This window comes from Corynebacterium silvaticum (genome assembly GCF_002162115.2).
Taxonomy (GTDB): domain Bacteria; phylum Actinomycetota; class Actinomycetes; order Mycobacteriales; family Mycobacteriaceae; genus Corynebacterium; species Corynebacterium silvaticum.
Genome location: NZ_CP021417.2, coordinates 566,358 through 585,831, shown reverse-complemented (window position 1 = coordinate 585,831; position 19,474 = coordinate 566,358). Strand labels below are relative to the sequence as shown.

Genomic DNA, 19,474 nt, shown 5'->3' with positions numbered 1-19,474 from the left:
GCTAAACACCATTGTCACGAGCAACTCCCACCCCTCCCCTGGTTGGGGGTAAGGTGGGAGTTGTGGATATAAACCCGTGAGCGGGCGCGAAAAAGCGCACCAGAACACGCGTTAAAATACGCCCTTTACGTCGAAAAAGAGACCGCTAGGCCGTTGTCTTGTTCTGCTTTCTTTTCCACGCGTTGGATTGCTTCTTAGGCCACGAGTTCCTGGATTCCCATGTCCAATTCGGAAGTAAAACCAACGCAGGAGCAGTTGATTTCCCCCAGAACGTAGGTGTCTTCGCCGTCGGTGCCGTCGGCAAGCATGAAATCGGCAGTCCAGATCAGCGGGATGTTATCTCCGCCGAGCTTCTCCGCGATCACGGGACGAGCATCGGCAAACATATCCACGAGCGACTGCCATGCCTCTGGTTTGTCATAGGTGTACTTTGCGCCGGAGAAGAGGGTCGCGGAGAAGTTGTCTCCGCCTGCAGCCGGTTTCTTGTGAACAACAAAGACTGGATGTGGGCCGACGAGAAGAATGCGGATCTCGCCTTCCACGATGCGTGGCATAAAGCGCATGTCTACCAGCATGCCGTTGCCGCCAATGATGTATTGGTCACAGAAGTCCATGAACTCACCGAGCTCGCGAATCTCCGTGTGGTTATCCACGGCCTCGGTGCAGCGCAGCTTGGTATCGAGTGGCAGTGCGGTTCCTGGAGCGACAGAAGCTGCAAGCTCTTTATCTTCCAGCTGCACGCGCCAAATGCCGGAGCCGGTGGAGCCGCGGTTTTGTTTGAGTACACGCTCCCCATAAGACAGAGACGTGGGGAAAGTGCTGTGGAAGGACTCAACGTCGTAATACGCGGCGGTATCCGAGGGAACTAGATCTGTGTCGTTGAGCTTAACCAGGGCGTCCTTTGCGCCGTAGGCCATCATCTCCGCGGGGGTGGACATGCCCACGAGGCCGGCGTCGGAAAGCTTAGTAAGCAGCTCAAAGTAGCCTTTTTCACCGCCCGGAATGTTGCCTGGGTTAACGCGGGAAATGTAGCCGTCAAAGTTCTGCGATACGTAGTCAAACAGCTGTTCAGACCACTCGGGGCGGTAGAAAACCACCTCGGAATGCCACCCTTTTTCTTTGATCGCGTCAACGATGGGCAGCGTATCTTTGCGGTGACCGTTGAACTGCTTGTCACTTCCGCCTTCTACTTCGAATACAACGATGCTCTTGTGCATGTATATAACCTTTCGGGGATCTGCGGAGGTCTTCCGGACCTACGCATGCTCGCGATGCCTGACAAAAGCACCTCGAACTATTGAACGAGACAACTGCTACCCAGTCGCCTAGAGAGGATCAGCGATCAACAGGACACAACAATGCACATAACGTGGCACTACTTTTTCAAATCCACCCCCACGACACACCACCGTTAACTGCTGTTGCCGTTGCAAGCTTTACGAGGCCAACGGCAACCAGCCCACAAACTAAAATTTCTGAGACTTCAGTTGCACAGGACTAGCCATGTTATTGCTGGCGTGACGCGCGGATTCGTAGTCTCGTGTCACACACCTCACTTTCATCGTATTAGATCTCCAGCCCTGGGGGATCACAACAAAGACCGCAGTAATGAAAAACACATCTACTATTTCTGGTGACGTAGAACCCTTAAATTGCATAAGCTAGAAGTGTCTCGGTTGTAAAAGTTCAGGCCCTGGCGTCACAGTGCAGGAGGTGGGAAATTACATAAAAAGGGATGCACCAGACGACAGCGTCGAAGGCTCCTCAATGTCCGTTCCCTACCACTACAACATGATCAAAAATGGTTACAGTGGTCGCATCGTGGCGATTAAGGCACTGACCTCTCTCCACCGAGTGGTTTAAGATTTTTGATATCTATCAAGAAATGCCTCCACGTTTCATTAATCATCCGTATTTCATGTAAGCGCAAAGGTCGTCCAATGCCCGCACCCTACGATCCCCATCCCCTGTTTCAGGACTACGCACATCCCGAGAAACTCGTCTCCGCCTCGTGGCTCAGTGCTCGATTGGGCACGAAGGGACTCCGAGTAGTGGAGTCTGATGAGGACTCCCTGCTCTACGACATCGGACATATCCCCGGCGCCGTACGCATCGACTGGGCAAAAGACCTGAACAATAAGACAATTCGCGACTACATCACCGGCGAAGACTTTGCTGCGCTCATGAGCGCTAAGGGCATCGCACGGGATGACACGGTGGTTATCTACGGGGATAAGTCCAACTGGTGGGCAGCCTTTACCCTGTGGATTTTCGAACTCTTTGGCCACGAGGACGTACGCATCCTCAACGGCGGCCGCGACGCCTGGATGGCAGAAGAGCGCGACACCTCCTACGCCGTACCGGAATACCCCGCCACCGATTACCCGGTGGTCAAGCGCGCCGATCATCCAGACCGCATTTACGTTCAGGAACTCCTAGAAAAACTCGGCGCGCCAAAGCTTATCGACGTCCGCAGCGCCGCAGAATACAACGGCACCGTCGACGCCGGCTCCCCCTCTTCTGGGGTCCTAAGGCGGGGGCATATACCCACCGCGGTGAATATTCCTTGGGAAAAATCTGTACACCCCAATAGCCGTTTCCGTTCCGCCGAAGAGCTCGCCGCCCTCTACTCAGAGGTTCCCAAAGACTCCGAAACGATCGTTTACTGCCAAGTGGGAGACCGCGCTGCCCATACATGGTTCGTACTAAAGCACCTGCTTGGATACGATTTTGTTCGGAATTATGACGGCTCCTGGGCAGAGTGGGGCAACATGGTCAAGATGCCTATCGCCACCGGAGATGAGCCGGGCCAGGCTTAGGAGTCTATAATTACTTTCGGCAGCAAAAGCTCATGCAGCTAAATCTCTAGGAGTTTTTGCTTTGAAAAAGTGCCGAATGTGCAACAATATGTGATGCACAACGCATCGATATTCAACGGCCTGCTGAAAAATTCGGTAGGCCACTCTGCATAATCGATACCCGTTCAGACTTATGCGATTAACGTGGCTACGAAGGCCATCGTCACATTGGTCACCATACTTTCACAAGAACTAGGAGAGCTTCAGTGTCTGTGGAACAGAAGAAGATCACGAAGGTTCTCGTTGCTAACCGCGGCGAGATTGCCATTCGAGTCATTCGCGCCGCGCGCGACGCCGGCATCCCAAGCGTTGCTGTATACGCAGAGCCAGACGCCGAGGCCCCTTTCGTGTCCCTGGCAGACGAGGCATTTGCGCTCGGCGGACAGACTTCCGCTGAGTCCTACCTCGTTGTAGAAAAAATTCTCGACGCAGCCCGCAAATCCGGCGCCAACGCTATTCACCCCGGATACGGCTTCCTCTCCGAAAACGGTGACTTTGCCGAAGCAGTCATCGACGCAGGACTGATCTGGATCGGCCCATCCCCGCAATCCATCCGCGACCTGGGAGACAAAGTTACGGCTCGCCATATCGCTCTTAAGGCTGATGCGCCAATGGCCCCCGGCACCAAAGAACCGGTCAAGGATGCAGCTGAGGTTGTGGCTTTCGCGGAAGAGCACGGTCTCCCCATCGCTATTAAGGCAGCCTTTGGCGGCGGCGGACGCGGCATGAAGGTCGCGTACACCATGGACGAGGTCGCAGACCTCTACGAGTCCGCTACCCGTGAAGCCGTTTCCGCATTCGGCCGCGGTGAGTGCTTTGTGGAGCGTTATCTGGACAAAGCCCGCCACGTTGAGTGCCAGGTAATTGCAGACCAGCATGGAAACGTCGTCGTTGCCGGCACCCGCGATTGCTCCTTGCAGCGTCGATTCCAGAAGCTTGTCGAAGAAGCCCCGGCACCGTTCCTCACCGACCAACAGCGCACGTCCCTTCACGAGTCTGCAAAGCGGATTTGTCGTGAAGCTGGATACTATGGCGCTGGCACCGTGGAATACCTCGTGGGCGCCGATGGCCTCATCTCTTTCCTTGAGGTCAACACCCGACTCCAGGTGGAACACCCAGTCACAGAGGTAACCACCGGACTCGATCTTGTCCGCGAACAATTCCGCATCGCTGAGGGACAAGAACTCCACATCAAAGAAGACCCCACACCACGCGGCCACGCCTTTGAGTTCCGTATCAATGGCGAGGACGCAGGCTCCAACTTCATGCCAGCCCCAGGCAAGGTCACTAAGTACGTTGAGCCTTCCGGCCCCGGCGTGCGCATGGACTCCGGCATCGTTGAGGGATCTGTCATTGGCGGACAATTTGACTCTATGCTGGCAAAGCTCATCGTCTACGGAGAGACCCGCGATGAAGCCCTCCAGCGCGCGCGTCGTTCCCTCGGCGAGTACGTCGTAGAGGGCATGCCAACTGTCCTCCCCTTCCACCGCCACATCGTTGAAAACCCTGCTTTTGTTGGCAACGGCACCGGCTTTGACGTGTACACCAAGTGGATCGAGGAAGAATGGGATAACCCGATCCCTGCTTACGTCGATCCCGCGGACATCGCCGAAGACGAGGAAGCAACCCCAAGCCAAAAGGTCGTCGTGGAAATCGACGGCCGCCGCGTGGAGATCGCACTACCTGGCGACCTCGCACTTGGAGGCTCCGGCGCCGTCAAGAAGAAAGCCAAGAAGCGCCGTGCCGGAGGATCCAAAGCAGCCGTTTCCGGTGACGCAGTGGCAGCACCGATGCAGGGCACCGTTATCAAGGTCAACGTAGAAGAAGGCGCTGAAGTTGCCGAAGGCGACACCGTTGTGGTGCTCGAAGCTATGAAGATGGAAAACCCCGTCAAGGCTCACAAGTCTGGCACCGTCACCGGCCTTGTCGCCGCAGCAGGCGAAGGCGTGACCAAGGGACAGGTTCTGCTCGAAATTAAGTAGCAAGCCACACGAGCTCTATCAACTTGAAGGCCGCATGCTCATCGATGTTTCGTCGAAAAGCATGCGGCCTTTGTGCACCTGCGCGATCATTGAACAACGTTCTAGAATGTTTGCTATGGAACCAACCGATATCAACGGCGGACGCTTCTATGCACGCCCCCTGCATAACGACGACCGAATCGACGACACCCCCGTCATCCAGCTGATCGACGCCCACTTTGATGTCGAGGAAGCCCACCACCGTTGGCACGACAATTCCATGTATTCCTGGGCAGTATGCGAACAGACAAACATCGATATGATTGCTCTCGCGGTTCTCCATCTGACCAGCACAGAACACGGCCTGAGCGGGATACTTGATATCGCGCCCGCGGGAGACCCCGCACGGGAACTGCCCAACGATCCCATCCTCGATCAAAAAACGGTCGGCGACGGGGTTCATGAGATCCGGGGGCCCATTGAGCGGTGGTGCGCTGCGCACGGGATAACCCTGACTAGGTGATGTTTGTGGGAAAGAATCGACGTTTCTTTCCCAAACTCCCCGCCGCCGCGTAAGCTGTCATGCTTTGTGGCGGCTTATACTTTTCCCCCTCGTGCCGCAGAAGAGTAATCAAACAAAGATAGGACCTCCCCGTGGCGACTTCACCGCAACGTATCCCCGAGCCTGCTCAGGGAACCGCAGCATCTTCGGAACCACGGGTGGGATTAATCCTTGGCGTTGTCGTTGTCGCGGCGATGATCATGATTCTGAATGAAACAGTTCTGTCGGTGGAGCTTCCGTCAATCATGGCCGATTTTGGAGTTACCGCCGACGTCGTTCAGTGGTTAGCCACTGGGTTTCTGCTCACCATGTCCATCGTCATTCCGGCAACCGGCTTCCTGCTGCAACGGTTTACTACCTGAATGAACTTTTTAGCCGCTGTGGGTCTGTACATCCTAGGGACGCTGATGTGCGCCATAGCGCCCGCCTTCTGGGTGCTGGTCGCAGGGCGAATTGTCCAGGCAATGGGTACTGCCATAGTGCTGCCGCTGCTGATGACCACATGACGATCACGCTGGTGGAACCAGCCAAGCGCGGTACGATGATGGGTATCAACTCAGTCGTGATATCGGTGGCTCCGGCCTTTGGCCCCACCCTCTCGGGATTCATTTTGAATTCTTTGTCGTGGCACTGGCTGTTCTGGGCGGTGATCCCGATTGCCGTGGCCGTCTTCGTTCTGGGGTTTGTCGTAGTAACCAATGTCCAAGAAGTCTCTCGCGTGCCTTTCGACATAATCTCACTACTTCTCTCAGCCCTAGCCTTCGGAGGTCTCATCTATGGCCTTTCCACCATGCGCGAGCTTGTCGACGGCCACTGGCTGCCCGCCGCAGTCTTCTTCGCGGGTCTAGGGGCTTTAGCGATCTTCGTGCGCCGACAGCTACGGTTGGCACAATCAGGCCGCGCGCTTTTGGAGATGTCCCCCTTTGCTATCAGAAACTTCGTCTTGTCAGCGATAGTCCTCATGCTGGGTCTCACCGCACTCTTGGGCATGGTGAACGTGATTCCGATTTATTTGCAGGAAGGAATCGGCGTTTCTGCCCTCACCACCGGCCTAGTGCTATTGCCCGGCGGATTATTCCAAGGCCTGGTTTCGCCGTTTATTGGCCGCTTCTATGATCGCGCAGGCCCCCGCCCCTTGGTGATTCCCGGCGCGATCTTGATGTTCGGGTCAATGCTGACGGCGGCTCTCATGTTCACTGCTGAGGCTTCGGTGCTGATCGTGGTCGCTGTTCATTGCCTTTTCTGTGTGGGGCTTGCTTTGGTGATGACCCCTTTGATGACGGTCTCTTTGTCTTCTCTCCCCACTCGTCTCTATGGGCATGGGTCGGCGATTGTGAACACGCTTCAGCAGCTAGGTGGCGCTATGGGCACGGCGGTGATGATCGGGATTATGACTATCGTCGCAACGCGTTCTACAGCAGCCCCTGCGGTAGCGCAGGCGCAGGGCACGACCTCCGCATTCGTGGCGGGCACCGTTTTCGCTGGGCTGATTTTAGTGGCTTCACTGTTTATCACGCCCGTTGCCGCAGTCAAGGTCCGTTCCGCTAAGCCTGAGTGATAATTGTGCGTATCGACGCCTAAGGGCGAGCACTCAGAATACGAGTGGTCGCCCTTTTACCTTGCGTATGCTTTAGGCAATAACCAGTAGCAGGTCTCCGCCTTCGACCTTGGTGGGTTGCGTCATTACGATGCGCTCGACGGTTCCGTCTGTGGTGGCCGAGATGGTGGCTTCCATCTTCATGGCTTCAATCACTGCGACGGGATCGCCTGCTGTAACCTTCGCGCCTGGCTCCACGGTCACGGTAACCACACCAGAGAACGGTGCTGCAACGTGTCCAACGTTGGACGCGTCCGCCTTTTCAGCGGATGCCGTGATGGATTCGACGTTTCGATCCCGGACAAGGATCGGACGAATTTGCCCGTTGACGTTGCATACGACATTCCGCATGCCCTTCTCGTCGGGTTCGCCCACCGCGTCGAGCCTTACGATCATAGGAACGTTGCTGCCCGCGGTATGGATGACGGTTTCTTTGCCCTCCACCAGTCCATACAGGAATTCTGCGTCGCCCAGCTTTGTGGTGTCACCGAACTGACGACGGTGCTCCGAAAACTCCTGTGCCGGCTTGGGGAACAGCAAGCGGTCCAAAGTCCCGCGAACGGTAGCCTGGTCGGCCAGCGCCGCAGCGTCCTCAGCAGGAAGCTCAGCGAGGGTGTCCTTTGACTCTTTGCGTCCGGCGAGGGCCTTGTTGCGCAGCTCTTCTGGCCAGCCACCGGGAGGAGTTCCCAATTCTCCCCGGAGGAAAGCGATCACGGAGTCAGGGATGTCGTACTTTTGTGGGTCGGCCGCAAAGTCCTTGGGGTCGACTCCCGCGCCCACGAGGTAAAGGGCTAAGTCGCCAACGACCTTGGATGACGGGGTGACTTTAGTGGGGCGGCCGAGCATCTCGTTAACAGCAGCATAGGTGTCTTCGATGAGCTCAAAGCGATCAGCCAAGCCCAGCGCTATGGCTTGTGCCCGTAGGTTGGAAAGCTGACCACCAGGGATTTCGTGGAGGTAGACGCGTCCGGTTGGCCCGGGAGTTCCGGATTCAAACGGCGCATACAGCTTGCGAACAGCCTCCCAGTACGGCTCCAGGGATCCGACGGCGTCAAGGGAAAGCCCCGTCGAGCGGTAGGTGTTATCAAAGGCCGCCACGATAGCGGAGAGCGACGGCTGCGACGTGGTACCCGACAGCGGTGCGGAAGCGCCATCCACAGCGTCTGCGCCGGCAGCTGCTGCAGCCCAGTACGTGGCCAGCTGGCCGCCTGCTGTGTCGTGAGTGTGGACGTGCACTGGCAGATCAAAGTTCTTGCGCAGCTCAGAAACCAGCTTGGTGGCAGCGGCGGGCTTCATCAGTCCAGCCATGTCTTTGACCGCCAGGATGTGAGCGCCCGAGTCAACGATTTGTTCTGCAAGCTTGAGGTAGTAGTCCAGCGTGTAGAGCTTCTCGTTCGGGTCAGTGAGATCACCAGAGTAGGCCATTGCGACTTCGGCGATGGTTGTGCCGGTGTTGAGGACTGCGTCGATAGCTGGGCGCATCTGGGAGACGTCGTTGAGTGCGTCAAAGATACGGAAGATGTCTACGCCTGAGCGTGCTGCCTCGTTGACAAAAGCGGCACACACGGAATCTGGGTAGGGGGTGTAACCCACGGTATTGCGTCCACAGCAGCATCTGGATGTTGATGTTGGGCATGGCCTCGCGCAGGTGGTCTAGGCGCTCCCATGGGTCCTCGTGGAGGAATCGCATGGCAACGTCGTAGGTTGCGCCGCCCCACGCTTCAATGGAGAGGAGCTCGGGGGTGAGGCGTGCGACGTGGCGGGCGGCGCCGATAAGCGTGTTAGAGCGGACGCGTGTAGCCAGCAGCGACTGATGAGCGTCGCGGAACGTGGTGTCGGTGACTGCGAGTGCGTCTTGCTTGCGCAGGGCACGCGCGAATTCCACCGGCCCTAACTGGAGAAGTCGATCGCGGGAGCCCCTAGGAAGTTCCTCTTTGGATTCCGCAGGCAGCTTCTCCACCGGATTGACCACAGCGGGGCGAACACCGTGTGGTTTATTCACGGTCACATCTGCAAGGTAATCCAGGATTCTGCCCTGCTCGTCATCTGCGGGAGGTGCCTGGAGCAGCCACGGGTGATCAGCGATGAAGCCGGTGGCTATGCGCTTGGACTGGAAATCTTCTTCGCGCAGCAACGCACGCAAAAAACCAATGTTGGTAGCCACACCAGAAACCACGAATTCCGCCAACGCACGCTGCGCACGGGCAACTGCCGTTTCAAAATCCGCGCCACGGCAGGTCATCTTTACCAGCATGGAGTCAAAGTTCGGGCTGATCTCTCCGCCGAGCATGGCGGCGCCGTCGAGACGCACACCGGCGCCCCCTGGTGAGCGATACACCGTGATAGTTCCGGTGTCTGGGCGGAAACCGTTATTGGGGTCTTCCGTGGTGATACGGCACTGCAGAGCAGCGCCTTCAGTGTGGATGTCCTCCTGGCGCAGCCCCAATTGCTCTAGCGTCGCGCCAGCAGCAATCATGATCTGCGACTTAACCAAGTCCACCTGGGTGACTTCTTCAGTCACCGTGTGCTCCACCTGGATGCGGGGGTTCATCTCGATGAAGACGTGGTTTCCGTCCTCATCAACCAAAAATTCCACGGTTCCTGCGCCCATGTAGCCGATGTGGCGGGCAAAAGCCACGGCGTCCGCACAGATCTTGTCGCGCAAGTCAGGATCGAGGTGCTGTGCCGGCGCGATCTCCACGACCTTCTGATGCCGGCGTTGCAACGAGCAATCGCGCTCATAGAGGTGAACGATATTACCCTCGGCGTCGCCCAGAATCTGAACCTCGATGTGCTGTGGGTTAATCACAGCGCGTTCAGCGTAGACGCGGCCATCGCCGAATGCAGCCGCAGCCTCGCGAGAAGCCTCCGCCGCAAGTTTTTCCAGATCCTCCGGCTTCTCAACGAAACGCATCCCTCGGCCGCCGCCGCCTGCGACGGCTTTAACAAAGAGCGGATAGACCTGGTCTTTGGAAAGAATCGCCAATTCTTTCGGATCATCTGTGGGCTCGGTCTCAGTAAGAGTAGGAAGACCCGCCTCACGAGCTGCGGCTACGGCCGCGGACTTATCGCCTGTCAGGTCGAGCACCGAGGGGGGCGGCCCAATGAACGTGAGCCCGTTTTCTGCGCATTCCCTGGCCAATTGGGCGTTTTCTGAAAGGAATCCATAGCCTGGGTAGACGGCGTCGGCACCCGTTTGTTTGGCTGCGCGAATGACCTCATCGATGTCGAGATACGCCTTAACTGCCGACCCGCCCTCACCGATGAGAACAGCCTCAGAGGCAAATGACCGGTGGAAAGAGTTCCGGTCTTCCATGGGGTAGACAGCTACCGTTGAAGCCCCAGTCTCAAATGCAGCACGGAAAGCACGAACTGCAATCTCGCCGCGATTAGCGACCAAAATCTTGGAAAACGACGTCGGGTGGTGCGTCGCGGTTTTCTGCGTGGAGTGATGCACGGCTAAAGAGTCCTTGTGTTTTAACGAGACACGTAACCCGTGCCCGCAAGACCTAGTTTTATCCTCAAGAACGACCCCATAATGGTGTTTCCTCAGGCAAAAACCCCGGCTTGTGAGCAGAGTTACAACGACAGTTGTTGAGTCTACTCACCCGCAACAAAAGAATCAGCATAGGTTTCCGGTTAGCGGTATATTTCACGCTTTTACTACACCTGTTATGCAAAATTTGCCGAGATTTTTCCACCTGAGATAAACAGCACATGTAAGCGCTTAAATGGAGTTTTCTTGCGACCATACAAGAGCTTTCCCCATAAAAACGTCTCTCCCCCACCCCTATTTTGTTCGATTCGTCGAGGATGCCCCTACAACGGGGAGAGTCGCGACGCCCCCTTCCAGCCACTGTGGCTCATGCACACCTCAAGAGGTCCCCACACGAGCCACGCTCATTCGCGCCGCCCAACCTGCACTTTCGACCTATGCAGGGTCGAGAAGGCAGAAAGGGCGGTGGAAAGGCCTTCAACCAAAAGTTTTACTCCAAGTCGTCGTGGCTCACAAGCTGCCTCGCAGCCTCTGTGATGGAGCCGGACAACGAAGGATACACAGCAAAGCTTTCTGCAAGGTCAGACACCGTGAGCTGGTTGGTTACAGCCACTGCGATCGGAAGAATCAATTCAGACGCAGTAGGCGCTACAACAACGCCGCCGATAATAATGCCCGAGTGCCCACGGCAGAACATCTTGACAAAACCATGGCGCAAGGAACGCATCTTCGCCCGCGGGTTAGTTTCGAGAGGAAGAATCACCGTACGGGCGTTAACGTCGCCAGACTCAATCTGATGCTGAGTCACACCAACCGCCGCGATTTCAGGGCGGGTAAACACTGCCGTGGAAACAGTTTTTAAGCGAAGCGGCTTCACGCCCTCGCCCAGCGCATGGTACATGGCGATGCGCCCCTGCATGGCGGCAACAGAAGCCAACGGGAAAAGGTCAGTGCAGTCGCCGCCGGCGTAGACACCGGGAACGTTGGTGCGGGAGACACGATCCACGTGGATATGGCCCGACCTGGTCATCTCTACGCCGATTTTCTCCAACCCCAGATCCTTGGTGTTGGGGATCGAACCCACAGTCATCAATGCATGCGAGCCAAAGATTTCACGACCGTCGGCAGTGCGCACGCACACGCCGCCGTCTTCAGTGCGGGAGACAGAATCCACGCGGGCGTGCTTCTCCAGGGAGACGCCCCGCTCAGCAAGTACAGCCTCAAGCGTATCGGCTGCGTCGGCATCGTCGTGAGGCAAAATACGGTCGCGGGAGGCCACCATCGTCACCTTGACGCCTAGTTCTGCAAACGCTGACACAAATTCTGCGCCCGTCACACCTGAGCCGACCACGATAAGGTGCTCGGGCAGATCCTTAAGATCATAGACCTGTCGCCAGGTGAGGATGCGCTCCCCGTCCGGTTGTGCACCGGGAAGGATCCGCGGGGTGGCACCTGTGGCTACGAGGACCAGATCGCACTCAATGGTCTCTACAGTGCCGTCGTTTAGTTCGGCCTTTATGTAATGGAGAGTCTGCTTTGGGTTGTAATCGTCGAAAGATCCCCGCCCGTCGAGCACTCGCACCCCATGATTAATCATGGAGCGGCGAATATCTCCAGACTGTTCTCCCGCCAAGGCCTGCACGCGGGCATTCAGCGCGTCCAGAAGGAGGTTGGCCTCGCCGATACCCTTGTTCAGTCCCATGTCATCTGCACGGCGCAAGTCAGTCTTAATGTTGGCGCCCGCGATAAAGGATTTTGATGGCACGCAATCATTGATAACGGCCGCCCCACCCAAGCCGCGATCCTCAATAATAGTGATCTGGGCACCATATTTAGCGCCAGCAAGTGCGGCCTCGTATCCAGCAGGGCCGCCGCCGATAATGACGATTCGAGTCAAAATTCCTCCAGACATGGGTGGGCTGGTTTAGTTCATCCGCACATAGTCTAACGCAGCACACGGCCTATCTTGTGACATACGACAAGTCCGCGGGTAAAACAGGGGCAGCTCAGCCTTGAGCTTCTCGACGCCACCCCCTCTTACAACGAAGGCTTTGAAAAGAGTTCAGCGTTGTGGTTATACCTATCCGCGACTGCGCCGAATAATTTAACCCCGACAGCAATACAGCGCTCATCTATAAGAATGTCCGCCTGATGCAGGTCACCGGGTTCTCCTACTCCGTCCCAGCATCCCAGGCGTGCCATCGACCCCGGCACGTGTTCGAGATACCACGAAAAGTCTTCGCCGCCCGATGACTGCGGTGCCTGCACGACTGCGTTGGGATCTATGCTGCGGGCGGCGTCGGCAAGCACTGCCGTAGCTACATCATCATTGAGCACCGGAGGGACCCCCTTGTGATGCACGATGGATACCTCGCACCCTGTAGGCGCGAGGATCTGAGGAATAAGCTCGCGCAGAAGCTCTCCCATCTTCCGCCATACAGTAATGTCCGCGGTCCGTATCGTACCGGTCACCGAACCCGATTCCGGGATGGCATTAGGCGCATATCCTGCGTTAATGGAACCAAAAACTAATACTGTGCCGGTACGGGGATCCACACGCCGAGAAAGTAACCCGGGCAAGTCGAGCACCAACTTGGAAAGCGCATATACGATGTCCACCGTGAGATGCGGACGCGAGCTATGCCCACCCGGCCCCGCGACATGAACCTCAACGACATCAGATGCGCTGGTAATGGCACCGGCACGCCCCCCTACATAACCGACCTTGAGCTTGGGCTCGGCGTGGATTGCAAAGATATTGGCTATTCCCTCCAGCGCCCCATACCTAATCACATCCGGCGCGCCGCCGTCCATGACTTCCTCTGCCGGCTGAAAAATCACGCGAACACCAATGCTCAGCTCAGCCGATGCGAGTGCGCAGGCAGTGGCTAAGGCTATCGTCGTGTGAATATCGTGCCCACACGCATGCATAACCCCGGCGTTGGCGGAGGCGAAGTCAAGTCCGTTCTGCTCGCTAATGGGTAGCGCATCGATGTCTGCACGGAAGGCCAACTTTTCTTCCGTCTCTGGTCCGACATCCACCATCAAGCCAGTCGTGGGAAACCTTTGCGGGTTCAGACCATAAGAAATGAGGGTCTCAGCGATGAAGTCAGTGGTAGCAAACTCCATATGGGATAGTTCAGGATGACGATGCAGGTGCCTGCGCCACCCGATCACCTCCTCTTGATGATCCGCGATCCAAGCGTTCACATGCCCGGAAATCGAAGTAGCCACGACCAACCCCTTTCATTCTCGACTGCTCATCCTAGAGGGTCGACCACGGAAAGCCACCCATATGGTGGCCAAACTATCATCGGGTAGCACATGTACTGCCTTAGCGTTGTCCTGGCGCTGCTTCCTGGTAGCAGCCACGGCGAGGCCGGAGCCACGGGCCAGAATCACGGATCGCTGCCACAGATCACAGCGCGCCAGGAAAGAAATCTCTAAACTTATAAATTTAGGTTAGCGACACCTCTCTCGACGCTTCCGTGACCTCACTGAGGTCATCTGTTCCACTACTGCACCGATCAGTTCACGTGTGAAAAGAGGCAAAACATGTCCTTAAGATTTGGCACAGCAGGCGTCCGCGCTCCCGTGGGCCCAGCCTCCAACCAGATGAACGTAGGAAACGTCACCAAGTTCACCTCGGCGGTGGCCATGTGGCTAGCGGAGCAAGCCGCAGCTTCCCCCACCCACCACGCGAGAACCTATCCGCAAGACCTGGTCAAGGGAATCGGCGACGTCTTCCATGACGATGCTGCCCCGCTGCGTGTTGCCGTGGGATACGACGCCCGCTACGGTTCACACGCCTTTGCCACCGCGACAGCAGAAGTATTTGCCGGCGCAGGCTTCGAGGTCTTTCTCATGCCCATGCCTGCCCCCACCCAACTCATCCCCTGGCTCATCCGCACATGGGATCTCGATGGCGGTGTCCAAATCACTGCATCCCACAACCCGGCCGCAGACAACGGTTACAAGGTTTATTGCCACAGCGGCAGGCAGCTTATCGACGCCAGCGCGCGCCGCATCGAGGCTATTTACGACGGAATCGACGATTCTTTCCAGATACCCCGCGTCTCCGTGCGGCCAAGCTCGGATCTCCTGCGCCACTACATTGATGATGCCGTCTCCACGATCATCCCCGCTCAAGCAGACCTCTTACGCGTCAATTCCGACCGAGCTAATCTCCGTGTCGCTTTTACCGCCATGCACGGCGTGGGTGGCCGCACTCTACAGGTGTGCCTCCAGGCTGCAGGCTTTGCGCACGTCTTTCCCGTCTATTCTCAGCTCTACCCCGACCCTACTTTCCCCACGGTAGATTTTCCCAACCCAGAGGAACCGGCCGCAGTGGCGGCATTACTTGAGCATGGAGAGGCTGTCGACGCCGACGTTCTCATCGCTCTAGACCCGGATGCCGATCGCTGCGCTGTGGGGATCCGCACCGAAGACGGCACCCTCCGCATGCTCAGGGGTGACGAGTTAGGCCCCTTACTAGCGGCTCGCCTTGTCCCTAACTGGACTGATAAAACCGATAAAGAGGCTAAGCCACAACCAGTCGTGGCTACTACTATCGTCTCATCCCAGCTACTCAGCGTGATGGCTAAAGATCGCGGATGGCTGTATCGAGAGACCCCCACTGGCTTCAAAAACCTGGCAGCTGCAGCAGCCTCCGTGGCGCATGATGGTGGAGTGGCCTATGCCTGTGAGGAAGCCAATGGTGTGGCCCCTGATTTGCATCGAGTAGGAGATAAAGACGGCGTGGTCACGGCCCTTGTGGCGTGTGCATGGGCCGCCGAGCTTAAGGGGTTAGGACTCGGACTGCATAGCGCGTTGCATGACCTGTATCGCCAATACGGCTATTTCACCGGCACCCAGATCGCGGTCAGAACTATCGACCCAGCAGAGCTTGTTTCCGATTGGATCGCCAATCCACCGAAGCACCTTGCCGGCATCACAGTCACAGCTACGCAGCTGCCGGAGCTTCGCGGTCTCAAGCTCAGCGGCAGCAACGAGGACGCATCCATCAGGGCTATCGTTCGGGCATCCGGCACTGAGTCCAAGGTCAAAATGTACTTGGAGGTGTCGCAAGCTACCAGTGTTGAACAAGCCGAGGAGCTTCTTGCCCAATTGTGCAACGAGGTGCGAAATCGGGCGCTGCGCTTTTAGCCGCTTTCGCGGTTTTTAGCGCAGTTGCTGAAGCAGCCGCAAAAATCAGCCGGCGGTGTCCCCAGGTGGTGCTTGAGGACCCGAGGGATCAACGAATCGTGGATTCTCCCCCATACGCAGCCCATAGAGATGCTGAATATCAAAGGCCAAGGTATCTTCTGGGTCTGCGGGCCACACGAGGTCCACGCCGAGATCAGCAGCATTGTCTTTGCAGATATCCTGCACGATGTCTGTTGCTGCGGGCAGGAGCACCGCAGGAGGTACGTGCAGAGCGCGAGCCAGACGATAGACCGTGGACATCGTCGGATCAGCTGATTTGGTGGCGCTGTTCTCGTTGCGCTCAAGGTTGGAGATTTGGTTACGGCTCACATCCGAAAGTTCTGCAAGCCGGTCCTGGCTTAGGCCGCGCATCTTGCGGAGCGTGCGCAACCGCACGCTCAACGCGTGACCGAAACTCGGCCACTGCTGCCAACCATTCACCATGCCACACACACTGCCCACCGCAATGGGCAAAGTCCGCATAATATATTGGGCAAGGCCTTGACTGTCACGGCCAGATCCCTGTCGGGAAATATTCCCTAATCCTAATACGGCTCGCAGTGAATTGATAATTTACGTGTTATATGCAGTGGCAGGCGCCATGGAGGCCTGAGAAGACGCGACGTGGCGCGTCGAAGCTCAGTGCTAGAGATCGATGTTTCGTGGCCCGTAGAGGCGGTCGCCGGCATCGCCGAGCCCCGGCACGATATATGCGTTCTCGTTGAGCTCAGGATCGATCGTTGCAGTGACCAATCGGCACGGCAGCCCTGACTGGGCAAGGGCGTCGACTCCAGCTTGAGCAGACACCATGCACACCGCAGTAATGTCTGTCGCGCCACGATCTGCCAGCAATTTAATCGCGTGCAGCAACGAGCCGCCCGTGGCCAACATAGGGTCCACGCAGAACACTGTGCGTCCAGAGAGATCCGCCGGGAGTGCCTCCAAGTACGGCACCGGCTCATGGGTTTCTTCGTCTCGAGCTAGCCCCAGGAAGCCCACCTGAGCATCAGGGATCATCGACAAGGCCGGGTCTACCATGCCCAGACCTGCACGAATGATGGGAACAATGATCGGCGGATCTTGCAGCCTAATCCCCTGAGTCTCAGCCACAGGGGTGCTCATCGGAAAGTTTTCCACCTCCAAACCTCGGGAAGCCTCATAGATCAGCATTGCTCCAAGGTCAGCCAACGCTGCACGGAAGCCAGCGTTATTGGTGCGCTTATCTCGCATAATACTTAGTCGGGACGCTGCAAGGGGGTGGTCAACGATCGTAATCTCCATGCCCTACATCGTAGCCTCCTTACAACAGGGAACCAGAACTGCACTCGCAAACGTCTAAGTGTTCATGAGGATCGACCCAGACCACGCGCGCACGCTCATTGCCCAGCTTTCCGACGACGCCACCACCCCTGCCCCCATCGCACGCAGCGCCGGTGCAAGCCTTCCTGAGCTCGGCAGTTTCTTCGCTGCCTATAACAGCTGCGTCGACGCGTTTATGGCACGGGCCGCAGAGCAATATTCCCGTGCAGAAAGCCTCGCGGCCACGGCGCTACGCAACCTCGAAGCTGTGGAGAACACGGACTCTTCCCTTGCAGCCTCGCTGGATGCACTGTGATCAACCTCGCAGCAGTCGTCTCCATGCTGAGCGCTCTCGCGCCGCCGCCACAACTGCTCACGCTGCCCTGCGTACCGCTCTTCCGCGCGGCTCTGCCCTTAGCCGCGGCTTTCGGCGCACACCCCAAGCTTGTCGACGACGCCCGCAGACTAGCCACCGACATAGAACACGCGCATCGCTTACTTCCCCGGGCGCACACCGAAATCGACGCAGTCCGTGCAGAACTGGGCCATATGGCTGCCGATTTTCTTAAAAAATCGGCGATCCTCCTACCCCGAGTTTTTAGCCCGATTCCAGCCATCTCAGCGCCTGCCTTGGTAGAGATCACGGCGCTGCCAGACACATACGTGCAGCTTGCCTACGCGCGCCTGCACACGGCGTCTATCAAGCTTTCCGACGTCACCACCGAATTGAACCGGCTAGCCAGCATCGAGACAGACAACGGTGGGCTAGCTACCGGCGATCCTGATTCACAGAAACCCGACATGCCTTCTACCAGCGGAAGCACCAACATGCATCAAACGCCCGGTGCGCTAGCAGTCACCGCAGCTAAAAGGGCTTTGGGAACCCCCTACCAATGGGGTGGAACTTCCATCGCCGGATTCGATTGCTCCGGTCTCACGCAGTGGGCTTGGCGGCAAGCCGGTATCGAGCTTCCCCGCCTCGCGGAGCAACAAATAGTGGGTGCACAGGTCACCCACGATCAGCTTCTCCCCGGCGACCTCGTGGTCTGGGATGGGCATGTGGCCATGTACGCCGGGGACGGAACTATCATTGAGGCCGGGAATCCCGTCCAAATCAATCCATTGCGCACAACGAATATGGGAATGGCTTTTAAGGGTTACTTCCGACCAACGGGCTAAACCCGCTAGGATACGTAGCCATGGCTAATAAAGGAATCGTTCCCGTCAAACTGTCGCTGACTGAGGGCGACTTCTACACTCTCTGGGCGCCCGAGTGGCGCGAACACGGCGCAGAATGGCAAGCATTCCTAGGTAAGGGAGACGATCTTTACGTCTTCACTTCCCCCGAAGAAGTCCTGCTTTTCCTCGAATCCGGCACAAAGCACGACCTTAGCGACCACCCCAAATGGAATTCTTTTAACGCAGGAGCCGCCAACCGCGTTGTTCCCACTGCACGCCAAGAATTCGACATCGTCGGCACGCCTCAGTTGCTTGCCGAGCGCCCTTCCTATGACAATGTCTCCGCAGTGGCCCGCAACTTCAAGATTGCGCGCAGCCTTGGCGACGTCACCGGCACCACCGATATCCTCGTCTTCTTCTCCTCCCACTCCATCCTGAGCAACCCCGAGCGCGGCGTCGATCATTTCGCAGGCGAAAACGGCCTTGGGGAATGGAGCGCCATCGGACGCGTGGTCCTGAGCAACTGGAACGCTGTCGTCGATAGCCTAGACAATCTGATCACGGTCAAAGACCTCACAGCTGATTCCGCTGCCATCGACGATGCCGCTTCTCGCATCGCAGCCGCGGAAGAAGCCGCTCGCGTCGCACGCGAAAAAGCAGAAGAACAGAAGAAAGCCGACGCTGAAAAAGTCGATCCCTACGACACCACCCCATGGGCAGCATCCGGCATCGACCCCATCAAGGTCTCCATCGACGGCTGCACCCTTTACACTCTGCGCACCTACGTTGAGGCGCAGCCGGTCTTCCTCGGAAAATTTGGCGAAATTTTCACTTTCTCCTCGTCCAAAGCGCTCTTGCGCTGGCTCGTCGAACACGACGATCACGACCTTGCCAAAGTCTCCACCTGGGAAGACCTCATGGTGCCGCTGAACGCCGGAGAGCTCGACGTCACCGTGCACTCCGATAACGTCTACTCCTTCAACGGCCTGGCCCGCGACATCAACTCCAGCGTCGAGGCAGTAGACACCGCACAGATGGCCCGCGCCTACGAATTGCTTGCCGACGCCGCCGACTGGGCCGCAGACGACTCCCTCAACTCCTACTTCCTGGCTAACCCCCACATGCAGGACTACATCTCCTACATGCTCGGATCCAGCGAAATCTCGGGCTACACCCCGACCCCGCCTTTCGACGATCACGCAGAAGGATGGAAAGAACTCGAAACAATGCTGACCAAGCGTTTTAGTAAGTTCTAAAGAATCGGAAAGAATCGTCGATTCTTTCCAGCCCTACGCTACGCGTAGGGCTTTTTCTCTG

12 protein-coding genes and 2 pseudogenes are annotated in these 19,474 nt (G+C 57.3%); 8 read left to right on the top strand and 6 right to left on the bottom strand.

Features of this window, described 5'->3' with window-relative positions; all coding sequences use genetic code 11:
* Positions 1-194 precede the first annotated feature (194 nt).
* Entirely contained in the window at positions 195-1,217 is a 1,023-nt protein-coding gene (locus tag CBE74_RS15190; protein ID WP_087453472.1) for a Cj0069 family protein, read from the bottom strand.
* Positions 1,218-1,940: 723 nt separating this feature from the next.
* Here CBE74_RS15190 and CBE74_RS15185 point away from each other — a divergent pair.
* The 4 genes and pseudogenes from CBE74_RS15185 (at position 1,941) to CBE74_RS15170 (ending at position 6,939) form a co-directional block, all read left to right on the top strand.
* Complete coding sequence (locus tag CBE74_RS15185; RefSeq protein WP_087453471.1) at positions 1,941-2,819, top strand: sulfurtransferase; 879 nt, start codon at positions 1,941-1,943, stop codon at positions 2,817-2,819.
* A gap of 245 nt (positions 2,820-3,064) precedes the next feature.
* Positions 3,065-4,840: an acetyl/propionyl/methylcrotonyl-CoA carboxylase subunit alpha gene (locus CBE74_RS15180; protein ID WP_087453470.1), complete on the top strand. Its 1,776-nt coding sequence runs from the start codon at positions 3,065-3,067 to the stop codon at positions 4,838-4,840.
* 115 nt (positions 4,841-4,955) lie between these two features.
* Positions 4,956-5,342, top strand: a complete 387-nt coding sequence (locus CBE74_RS15175; RefSeq protein WP_087454839.1) for a hypothetical protein — start codon at positions 4,956-4,958, stop codon at positions 5,340-5,342.
* A gap of 131 nt (positions 5,343-5,473) precedes the next feature.
* Positions 5,474-6,939 (top strand): annotated as a pseudogene (locus tag CBE74_RS15170) (MDR family MFS transporter).
* A 72-nt stretch (positions 6,940-7,011) separates the two neighbouring features.
* Here CBE74_RS15170 and CBE74_RS15165 read toward each other — a convergent pair.
* The 3 genes and pseudogenes from CBE74_RS15165 to CBE74_RS15155 all read right to left on the bottom strand — a co-directional run bounded on the left by CBE74_RS15165 (position 7,012) and on the right by CBE74_RS15155 (position 13,708).
* Positions 7,012-10,435 (bottom strand): annotated as a pseudogene (locus CBE74_RS15165) (pyruvate carboxylase).
* Between the two features lie 529 nt (positions 10,436-10,964).
* Complete coding sequence (locus tag CBE74_RS15160; protein WP_166741034.1) at positions 10,965-12,386, bottom strand: NAD(P)H-quinone dehydrogenase; 1,422 nt, start codon at positions 12,384-12,386, stop codon at positions 10,965-10,967.
* Positions 12,387-12,511: 125 nt separating this feature from the next.
* Positions 12,512-13,708: an amidohydrolase gene (locus tag CBE74_RS15155; RefSeq protein ID WP_087453469.1), complete on the bottom strand. Its 1,197-nt coding sequence runs from the start codon at positions 13,706-13,708 to the stop codon at positions 12,512-12,514.
* A gap of 321 nt (positions 13,709-14,029) precedes the next feature.
* Here CBE74_RS15155 and CBE74_RS15150 point away from each other — a divergent pair, with 321 nt between their 5' ends.
* Positions 14,030-15,640 (top strand): phospho-sugar mutase, encoded by a 1,611-nt coding sequence (locus tag CBE74_RS15150; RefSeq protein ID WP_087453468.1) that lies wholly within the window; start codon positions 14,030-14,032, stop codon positions 15,638-15,640.
* A gap of 45 nt (positions 15,641-15,685) precedes the next feature.
* On the opposite strand, the gene CBE74_RS15145 is transcribed toward CBE74_RS15150, so the two are convergent.
* Positions 15,686-16,123, bottom strand: a complete 438-nt coding sequence (locus tag CBE74_RS15145; RefSeq protein WP_087454837.1) for a helix-turn-helix domain-containing protein — start codon at positions 16,121-16,123, stop codon at positions 15,686-15,688.
* A gap of 201 nt (positions 16,124-16,324) precedes the next feature.
* On the bottom strand, positions 16,325-16,960 hold the full coding sequence (gene upp, locus CBE74_RS15140) for a uracil phosphoribosyltransferase (protein ID WP_087453467.1): 636 nt from the start codon (positions 16,958-16,960) through the stop codon (positions 16,325-16,327).
* A 64-nt stretch (positions 16,961-17,024) separates the two neighbouring features.
* Here upp and CBE74_RS15135 point away from each other — a divergent pair, with 64 nt between their 5' ends.
* From CBE74_RS15135 to CBE74_RS15125, 3 genes are read left to right on the top strand one after another with little or no spacing between them, the layout of a single operon-like run.
* Complete coding sequence (locus CBE74_RS15135) at positions 17,025-17,294, top strand: hypothetical protein (protein ID WP_087453466.1); 270 nt, start codon at positions 17,025-17,027, stop codon at positions 17,292-17,294.
* Positions 17,291-18,157, top strand: a complete 867-nt coding sequence (locus CBE74_RS15130) for a C40 family peptidase (RefSeq protein ID WP_087453465.1) — start codon at positions 17,291-17,293, stop codon at positions 18,155-18,157. Before CBE74_RS15135 ends, CBE74_RS15130 begins: the two co-directional genes overlap by 4 nt.
* 20 nt (positions 18,158-18,177) lie before the next feature.
* On the top strand, positions 18,178-19,413 hold the full coding sequence (locus tag CBE74_RS15125) for a hypothetical protein (protein WP_087453464.1): 1,236 nt from the start codon (positions 18,178-18,180) through the stop codon (positions 19,411-19,413).
* Positions 19,414-19,474 lie beyond the last annotated feature (61 nt).

Excerpts from the sequence above, each read along its gene's own strand:
- CBE74_RS15160 (WP_166741034.1), bottom strand. The coding sequence starts at position 12,386 with ATGTCTGGAGGAATTTTGACTCGAATCGTCATTATCGGCGGCGGCCCT.
- CBE74_RS15150 (WP_087453468.1), top strand. The coding sequence starts at position 14,030 with ATGTCCTTAAGATTTGGCACAGCAGGCGTCCGCGCTCCCGTGGGCCCA.
- CBE74_RS15125 (WP_087453464.1), top strand. The coding sequence starts at position 18,178 with ATGGCTAATAAAGGAATCGTTCCCGTCAAACTGTCGCTGACTGAGGGC.
- CBE74_RS15190 (WP_087453472.1), bottom strand. The coding sequence starts at position 1,217 with ATGCACAAGAGCATCGTTGTATTCGAAGTAGAAGGCGGAAGTGACAAG.
- CBE74_RS15145 (WP_087454837.1), bottom strand. The coding sequence starts at position 16,123 with ATGGTGAATGGTTGGCAGCAGTGGCCGAGTTTCGGTCACGCGTTGAGC.
- upp (WP_087453467.1), bottom strand. The coding sequence starts at position 16,960 with ATGGAGATTACGATCGTTGACCACCCCCTTGCAGCGTCCCGACTAAGT.
- CBE74_RS15175 (WP_087454839.1), top strand. The coding sequence starts at position 4,956 with ATGGAACCAACCGATATCAACGGCGGACGCTTCTATGCACGCCCCCTG.
- CBE74_RS15135 (WP_087453466.1), top strand. The coding sequence starts at position 17,025 with ATGAGGATCGACCCAGACCACGCGCGCACGCTCATTGCCCAGCTTTCC.
- CBE74_RS15185 (WP_087453471.1), top strand. The coding sequence starts at position 1,941 with ATGCCCGCACCCTACGATCCCCATCCCCTGTTTCAGGACTACGCACAT.